Raw genomic sequence first — 251 nt, 5'->3', positions numbered from 1 at the left:
GTCGAGACGACCGGTCAAGCTTGGCTGCAGCGCATGTGGAATGGATTTCTCGTCTGGCACGAGAAGCGCGAGGGAAGACGTGCCCTGCGCGAACTCACGGCCGATCAGCTCAAGGATATCGGGCTATCGCAATCCGATGCTGCGCGCGAAGTCGGAAAATCGACCTTCTGGGACTGATCAGCTGCAGGCTTTGCTGCCTGACGACCAGCGATTGACGTCGGCGGCGATGCGGGCAGAGACCGGCTGCGACA

1 protein-coding gene is annotated in these 251 nt (G+C 61.4%); it reads left to right on the top strand.

Translation table 11 applies throughout. The features are described from left to right. The first annotated feature begins 33 nt into the window (after positions 1 to 33). Positions 34 to 177 carry a DUF1127 domain-containing protein gene (locus SB724_RS21145; RefSeq protein ID WP_410572956.1) on the top strand — a complete coding sequence of 48 codons (144 nt, stop codon included), beginning with the start codon at positions 34 to 36 and terminating at the stop codon, positions 175 to 177. Positions 178 to 251 lie beyond the last annotated feature (74 nt).

Source organism: Bacillus sp. SIMBA_031 (genome assembly GCF_046535225.1).
In the GTDB taxonomy this organism is placed as follows: domain Bacteria; phylum Bacillota; class Bacilli; order Bacillales; family Bacillaceae; genus Bacillus; species Bacillus velezensis.
Note: the sequence above shows the minus strand (reverse complement) of the source record. Positions and strands in the feature narration are given on the sequence as shown.